Raw genomic sequence first — 1,040 nt, forward strand, 5'->3', positions numbered from 1 at the left:
CTTTCTGCCGCCGTTCTGGTTGCAATAGGGGCCATCGAAGTCTGGCTTGGCGGTCTCTGGTTCGAGGTCTTCATTGCGGCTGCTTGTGGCCTGATGACCTGGGAACTGGTTCGGATGATTGACCCTGAAAGCCAGGGTGTGGCCGTCCAGTTGGGCGTTCTGACTGCGTTTGCCGTTATCCTCAGCTACCACCTGCCAGCGCTGTACACGCTCCCGGTCGTGCTTGCGCCGGCTTTGGTGGGTATGGGACAGATCAGCCGCTCGAAACCCCTGTACGGAATGTTCGCGGTCTGGATTGTTGCGGCTGGTCTGGGTTTCATTTCCATTCGCGAAAACTCGGGTTTTGGCTGGATGGTCTGGCTGATCGCGGTGGTGGTTGCCACCGATGTGGCGGGCTATTTTGTGGGTAAAATGGTCGGTGGACCCAAGTTCTGGCCAAAGGTCAGCCCCAAGAAAACATGGTCGGGAACGGCAGGCGGATGGGCTGCCGCGGCCTGTGTCGGTATCGTCTTCGCAAGCCACGCGGGTTTCGGGTTTGCCTTTGTTGTTGTTTCCGTTCTCGCATCAATGGCCAGTCAGGCGGGTGACATAATCGAAAGCGCGATCAAACGTAAATTCGGGGTCAAGGACAGTTCAAATCTGATCCCCGGCCATGGCGGCTTTCTGGATCGGTTCGACGGCATGATGGGGGCTGCGGTGTTTGTTCTGATCGCAGGGCTTTTGTACACGCCGGGTGAGATGTAATGCGACGGATTTCCGTTCTTGGGGCCACGGGTTCGATCGGGCAAAACACGCTTGATCTGATTTCGCGTAAACCCGAAGACTATGATGTGGTGGCCCTTACAGGCGGCGCAAATATTCGACAACTTGCCGATGACGCTCGTCGGTTGCGCGCCGATCTAGCTGTCACGGCACACGAAGACAGGTTGGAGGATTTGCGTGCCGCACTGGCCGGAAGTGGGGTCGAAGCGGCGGCCGGGCCGCGTGCGATCGCCGAGGCCGCAGCGCGCCCGGCGGACTGGGTCATGTCAGCCATCGTC

The 1,040-nt window shown here is 59.0% G+C and carries 1 protein-coding gene and 1 pseudogene; both read left to right on the plus strand.

The features are described from left to right. The coding region (locus tag ACR0IP_RS23210; protein WP_480528168.1) for a phosphatidate cytidylyltransferase at positions 1–744 on the plus strand (744 nt) is incomplete at its 5' end. Then, positions 744–1,040, plus strand: a pseudogene (locus tag ACR0IP_RS23215) (1-deoxy-D-xylulose-5-phosphate reductoisomerase); the annotation flags it as partial. The gene ACR0IP_RS23210 and the pseudogene ACR0IP_RS23215, both read left to right, overlap by 1 nt.

The sequence above is a fragment of the Ruegeria sp. AL11 genome (genome assembly GCF_056540865.1).